The organism is Mycobacterium sp. (assembly GCF_035314665.1).
Lineage (GTDB): Bacteria > Actinomycetota > Actinomycetes > Mycobacteriales > Mycobacteriaceae > Mycobacterium.
In genome coordinates this window covers 1-6,504 of record NZ_DATFZD010000427.1, presented here as the reverse complement: position 1 = coordinate 6,504, position 6,504 = coordinate 1, and the positions used below count along the sequence as shown (strand labels likewise).

The window sequence follows — 6,504 nt, the reverse complement described above, 5'->3', positions numbered from 1 at the left end:
CGAGGCGATGCGCGTCGGCGGCGACTGGTATCTGGTGGCGCCGCTGCAGCAACCGGGCCAGATCGCGGTATCCGTCGGCGACGTCGTCGGGCACGGTCTGCCCGCCGCGATCGTGATGAGCAGGCTTCGCGCGGCGGTGTCGGCCACCGCCCTGACGGGTGGCGACCCGGGTGCGGTGCTCAGCTCGCTGGACAGGTACGCAGCGGCGGTCCCCGGTGCGCGCTGCGCGACCGTCAGTTATGTCGTGATCGACACGGAGCGACCGGCAACGGCCGACGGCACGTCCAGCATCACCTATAGCTGCGCGGGTCATCCCTATCCATTACTGGTGACGCCGGACCAAGCGCCGGTTTTCCTGCAAGCCGGCCGGCGTCCCCCGATTGCGGCGTGGGAACGCCATCTCAAGGCCAACACGGCAGAACACGAGTTGCCCGCGGGCAGCCTGCTGTTGCTCTACACCGACGGACTGATCGAGCGGCCGGGCGAGACGCTCGACGAAGGGTTCGCGCGACTGCAGGCCGCGGCCGCATATCGTGCGGAACTATCGGTCGGAGAGTTCTGTGACGAGTTGCTCGAGCGGATGGCCCCGCCTGGCGGCTACACCGACGACGTCGTCCTGTTGGCGGTGCGGCCTAACCACACCACGGCGCGCAGTTTCGCCGCGGTGTTGCCCGCCGCACCGGCGAATATCCCCGAAGCCCGGCACCGGCTCCGCTACTGGCTGACCGGTATCGCGTTGGATCCGGGTCGGGAAGCCGACATCCTGTTGGCCACCGGCGAGGCGGTGAGTAACGCGATTGAGCATGGCAGTGGGGGCGATTCGCTCAGGACGGTATCCATCGAGGCATTCGTGCGCGGGCACACCGTCAGCGCGACGATCAGCGATACCGGCCGGTGGTCGGGCGATTCCTCGGCCAGCCAGCGTAGTCTGCGGGGCGGACGGGGACTCACCATGATCAACGGACTCGCCGACCACGTGAAGACCGTGCGCACTGCTCACGGCACCCGAATTACCCTAGATTTTCACCACGCAGTTGTCCCGGGGGCCAATCTGGTGGAGGGCGTACCACGATGACCCGGGCGGTTTTCCAGCTACACATCCCCGAAAGCGGCAGCGCGGCGGCCACTCCCGCCGAGGTGACGGTCACCGGCGAGGTCGACGTGACCAATGTCGACGAGTTCACCCAATCGGTGCTGGCCGTGCCGGGCCCGCGGCCCGTCATTCTCGTATTGAGCGGGCTTAAATACTTGGACAGTTCAGGATTCGCGGCGCTGGATCGACTGCTGGAACAGGACGCTGTTGTCCTCGTCCTGTCGCCGGACAGCTTCATGTACAGAGTGGCCGAATTGATGTGTCTGCCGATTCACCACGACACCGAAAGCGCGCTGCGCGTGCTGCAGGAAAAGGAAGCGGGCGGGCTCGAGCCAGATCGTTCGCCCTAAACCTCTTGGCCCTAAGCCTCTTCGATGGCCTCACCGAGCTCTTCGAGAATTTTGTTGTGGTGGTTACTGGCCAAAATATGGCCCGCCGCGATGACGACCGCGACCGGCCAGTCGATGAGCTCGAAGGCGGCCAACGCAGCCAAACCGCCGTAGTAGGCCAGCTGTTCGGGTCGCGGAATTTCCATCCGGCCAAGTAATGGCAGGGTCACAAAAAACGTTTCGCCTTCGCGAATATGCTCGACGGCCTCGGCCTGGGACGTTGCGCGACGGGGCTTCTTTTCGACCATCATTTGCCTTTCAGTAACTTAAGCTTTGCCATTAAGCAGAGTGACACGGTCACCGTCGGGAGTATGACGTCGTCGAAGGATTCTCTCGCCGACCCACTAGCTTCAGGGGCCGCTGGTCTACTGGCGATCCCGTTGATCGAGTTGTACGCCGTTCTGTGGCGGTTTGGTCTTGTGGAGGTCCGGACTGATCGGACGGCCGGTCGGCGGATTCCAACTCCAATGGACCTTTACTGTCGAGCACGCGGGTTGCGACGGCAACCGCGGCGGTCGCCGCCCCGGCTGAGCCCAGCGCCTGCGCCCACCCGATCGGGCCGAGCGGGGTACAGCCAAGCAGCTGGCTGACGCCCGGGATGCTGATCAGCGTCCCCATCACGGCCAGCGATCCGCCGGCGGTCAACACCACCAACGGCGCACGCGAATCGAGCAGCGTCTGACCCAGCTGGGTACTGACCAATGCGACCAGCGCTACCGTCGACGCGCGGCGCGGCCGTCCGGTCACGCCGGCCATCATCCAAGCCGCGGTCGCAGCCGCCGCGGTGGTTGTCCCGCGGATGGCGACGGCCCGCCATAGTGCCCGCTGATCGGGGCCTCGACGGCCGGGTTGCACCGGGCCGCTCGGCGGGCTCACCGCAAGAGCAGCCGCGGGGAACGCATCGGTCATCATGTTCACCAGCAGCAGCTGGCGGGTGTTGAGCGGCGATACTCCGCTGATCGCGCTGCCGATGATCGCGAAACCCACCTCGCCGGCGTTTCCGCCCAACAGCACCGACACCGCGGCGTGTACCCGCTGCCAGAGCTGACGTCCCTCGTCGACGGCCGCAACCAGCGCTTCGATCCGGGCGTCGACCAGCACAACATCGGCCGCGATGCCGGCCGCATCGCTGCCGCGCGCCACCACGGCGATGCCGACAGTGGCGGCTCGGATCGCGGCGGCGTCGTTAGAGCCGTCGCCGACCATCGCGCACACCTTGCCGGCGCGTTCCAGCGTCTGGACGACCTGCACCTTGTTCTCCGGTGACATCCGCGCGAAGATCACCCGCTCGGTGACGGCGCGTTCCTGATCTTTGCGCGACAAGGCGTCCCACTCCGCACCGCTGATGACCTGCTCGGCGGACACCGGCAGGCCCATTTCCCGGGCGATCGCCGTCGCCGTAATCGGGTGGTCGCCGGTGATCAACCGGATGCCGACCTCGCGTTCGGACAGCGCCTTGAGCAGCGCGGGTGCCTCGGCTCGCGGAGTGTCGGACAGCCCGAGGAATCCTGCCAGCGACAGTTCGCCGTCCACCAGCTCAGCGATCGCGTCTTCATCGTCCGCAACCACCTTCGCCTGTTGCGGGCTCAGCCGGCGCCGCGCGACGGCGATCACCCGCAGCCCGTCGGCCGCCAGCTCACGCACCGTGCCCTCGATATCCGGACCGACGTCCTGGCACGCCGCCAGCACCACTTCGGGTGCGCCTTTGACGGTCAGCTCGTCGTCGGACACCGACGCCGAGAACGACCGGCCGGACCGGAACGGCAGGTGCGCGTCGGCTTCCTCGTCTGGATGGAAGCCGTTGGACGAATCAATCGCCAGCGCCGCCTCGATGATGGCCCGGTCGGTGGCGTGCACCTGCGGGCCGCCATTGGCGTCCGGCGCCGCGTGCGCGGCAAAGCGCAACACGTCGTCGCGGGAGTAGTCGCCCACCGGATGGACCTGCGTCACCCGCAGGCGGTTTTCGGACAGCGTCCCGGTCTTGTCGAAGCAGACGACATCGACGCGGCCGAGCGCCTCGACCGAACGGGGGATACGCACCAGCGCGCCGTACTCGGTCAGGCGTCGGGCCGACGCGGCTTGGGCTAGTGTGGCCACCAGCGGCATGCCTTCGGGGACCGCGGCCACGGTGATCGCGATTCCGCTGGCCACCGCTTCGCGCAACCCTCGACCGCGCAACAGGCCCAGCAGGCCGACCAGGGCGCCGCCACCCGTGCTGACCGGGAATGCCTGGTTGGTGAGCTTGCTGAGCTGGTGCTGCAGCCCGACTTCCGGCACGTCACCGGACGCGAGTTCGGCGGCGCGGCGCGCTTGGGTGTCGGCGCCGACTGCGGTCACCAGCGCGACCGCGGTGCCCGCGACGATGGTCGTGCCGGCGAACAGCATGCAGCGACGGTCGGCAAGTTCGGCGCCCGGTGTGGCCTCGATCTGCTTTTCCACCGGCAGCGACTCACCGGTCAGCGTCGACTCGTCGACCTCGAGGTCGTCTTCCTCGATCAGCCGGGCGTCGGCGGGGATCACCTCGTGGGTACGTATCTCGATCACATCGCCGGGCCGCAGTTCCTCCGCGACGACGTCGGTGTACACCGGCGCACCGTCAGGACCGGTCGTCACTTTTCGGGCCGGTGGAATCTGTTGAGCCAGCAGCTCGTTCAGCCGGCTTTCGGCGCGCAGGCGTTGGCTGGCGGCGAGCACTGAGTTCCCGGTGAGCACCGAGCCGACCAGCACCGCGTCGACCGGCGAACCCAGCACCGCGCTGGCCGCCGAGCCAAGAGCCAGGACCGGGGTCAGCGGGTCGGACAGTTCGGCTTGCACCGCCTTGAGGAACTGCCAGACCGCTCGACGCGGTCGTCCGGTCAGTTCGGCGCCGCGGTGAGCCGTTTCGATGGCCCGGGTGGCCAGCAGGGGCCGGCGGGCGCCGGAGGTCCCAGCCGATTCTTCAGCATCGTTCGGCGGCAACATCTTTCGGACCTGCTCGACCGACATTGCGTGCCATTCGTGCACCGGGGCCGGCAACGGAGTCGGTGCGCGAACCACCCGGCGCGCCAACATGTAGCCGGACAGCAGACCTGCCGCGGCACCCGTGGTCACCGGGCCGGGCCCGCGGCCGCGCACGCCGGGCACCATCAGCAGCGCACCCAACGCCGTAGCGCCGGTGGATATCTCGATGCCACGCTGGCTTGCCGTCCTGGCCGCGGGGACCGCATGCAGCAGTCGCCAGGCGCCGGCGAGGTCACTCAAGATCAGATCCGCCGTCCAGGGCGGCGGCTCGGCGTCGGAATTGGGCATCACACCCAGACCGACGTCGGCCGACGAAAGCGCTTGTGCGCCAACCGAAGACAGCACCGCGACGGTGTGACCCGAGTGGTGCAGATCGGTCAGTGCCGCAACGAGCGCATCATCGATGGATCCGTTCTCCCGCGGCCGCAGCTCGTCGAACGCGGGCCGCAGCTCGCCGAGGTCGTCGATGTCGATGGAGATCAGATCCAGGCCGGCCCGGCGCGCCTCGGCCAGCACGGCCGAGGCCAGCGGATCGTGCGTGGGGCCGATCAAGGCTTCGACTTTCGCTCCGGCCGGCCCTCCGGGAACCGGATGCCAGCCGACACGCAGGCCCCGCTTTTCCAGCAGCAGTTGCGCGCGGTTCCAGGCAGGCGATATCTCGTCTTCGTCGGCACCGCGCACCCGCACCACCCGCAGCATGTCGGTACACAACACCCTGGGGTCGATCAGCAGGGCGTCGACCCGGTCGAGCCGGCGCAGGCTTTGCGGGCGCAACGGCAACACGGCGTGCTGGTCGGCCAGCCCTTGGCCAAGCGCCGCGGCGAACGATTCGCGGGTGGTGCGGGTGGCTTTCGGCGTGGTGACCAACGCCATCGTCGAGGTCATGTTGAGGTTTCGGGTGGTGGCGCCGACGGCTGCGACACCGGCCGCCTGAAGTAATGCGCTGCGACGTGAGTGCCGCTCGATCGGCCCCTCGGGCAACGGCACCGGGCGCGACGGCGGGTAGACCTCCAGGTATTCCGCATGGCGGAATAGCGTCGGTTCGTGGCGACTCCAGGCCTGTGCTTCGGACCGCATCTCGGCGGCTTTCAGCGTCTCCATCATCAAGTCCACGGCCAGCGACGCGGGCGAGAGCTCAAGGACGTGTGCGGCCGTCATCGCCAAGCTCAGCAGTGTGTCGGTTGCGGATTGGCCGATGCTGTCCTCGAGCAGACGGCGCACCCGCGGCTGATAGTCGACGGCGACGACCGCCGCCTCGAGACCGTAGGTGAGCCGCGGCCACCGTAGGAGCCGGCCCGCGATCGCGGCGCTCACTCCAACGGCGGTGGCGCCGACCCCCACCGCCTTGGTGGCGAGCAGCAGACCGTCGCCCGGTAAGGGATCCGGGCGTGCGGCCTTATCGGTTGAGCGGCAATGCTTTTCAGCGTCGCTCACTACGCGGCACAGCTCACGAAGTGAGGTCTGGTAGCCGTCGAGGGCGACGACGACCCGCGACAATGGGCGGTTCAGGCTGGCCGACGTGACGCCGGGGAGGGCGAGGACGGCGTCGACGACGGCGCGCCCAAGCTCGTCGCCGTCCGGGCCGTCGAGGCCGCGGACCTCAATCCACGCACGTCCCCTGCCGCGCCAGCTATGCCGAGTCAGCGTGGGCGCGGGCAGTCCGTCGGACAGCGCTTTGACACCTTCGCGAACCGGGATCGCGGCCATGGTCAGACCGGTTGAGGCGACCGTGCCCAGGGATTCGGCGGCGCTCGCTGCGGTGTGTACGGTGGCGCCGACCAGTGCGGACGTTACTTGAAAGCCCAGCGCGACCGCGCGCAGCGGAGATGCTCGCACTGTTCTGACGGTACCCAACCGGGGGATTAGCGGCGGGTGCGCGACTGTGTGCCGCGCGACCGTGCCGGTGCCCGCTTGGCCGGCGATTTGCGTGGCGATGCCGAGCTAGTCGACTTGGTCGGCACCGCCCGCACCGGTGTGACCGACGCCGTGTGCGAGCCGTTGGATTGCCCGTTGTTCAGCTGC

4 protein-coding genes and 1 pseudogene are annotated in these 6,504 nt (G+C 68.4%); 3 read left to right on the top strand and 2 right to left on the bottom strand.

Going from position 1 to position 6,504, the window contains the following annotated elements; translation table 11 throughout:
• Both VKI00_RS30650 and VKI00_RS30645 read left to right on the top strand, forming a co-directional pair.
• Positions 1-1,075, top strand: a 1,075-nt coding sequence (locus VKI00_RS30650; RefSeq protein WP_324446662.1) for an ATP-binding SpoIIE family protein phosphatase, incomplete at its 5' end; no start/stop codon positions are given.
• Positions 1,072-1,443, top strand: coding sequence for an STAS domain-containing protein (locus tag VKI00_RS30645; protein WP_324446660.1), 372 nt, complete (start codon positions 1,072-1,074; stop codon positions 1,441-1,443). The genes VKI00_RS30650 and VKI00_RS30645, both read left to right, overlap by 4 nt.
• Before the next feature lie 11 nt (positions 1,444-1,454).
• On the opposite strand, the gene VKI00_RS30640 is transcribed toward VKI00_RS30645, so the two are convergent.
• Positions 1,455-1,733 (bottom strand): hypothetical protein, encoded by a 279-nt coding sequence (locus VKI00_RS30640; RefSeq protein ID WP_324446658.1) that lies wholly within the window; start codon positions 1,731-1,733, stop codon positions 1,455-1,457.
• Here VKI00_RS30640 and VKI00_RS33640 point away from each other — a divergent pair.
• Positions 1,677-1,871 (top strand): annotated as a pseudogene (locus tag VKI00_RS33640) (hypothetical protein); the annotation flags it as partial. The gene VKI00_RS30640 and the pseudogene VKI00_RS33640 sit on opposite strands and share 57 nt — an antisense overlap.
• On the opposite strand, the gene VKI00_RS30635 reads toward VKI00_RS33640, so the two are convergent.
• Positions 1,780-6,318, bottom strand: coding sequence for a cation-translocating P-type ATPase (locus VKI00_RS30635; RefSeq protein ID WP_324446656.1), 4,539 nt, complete (start codon positions 6,316-6,318; stop codon positions 1,780-1,782). The pseudogene VKI00_RS33640 and the gene VKI00_RS30635 sit on opposite strands and share 92 nt — an antisense overlap.
• Positions 6,319-6,504: the final 186 nt, after the last annotated feature.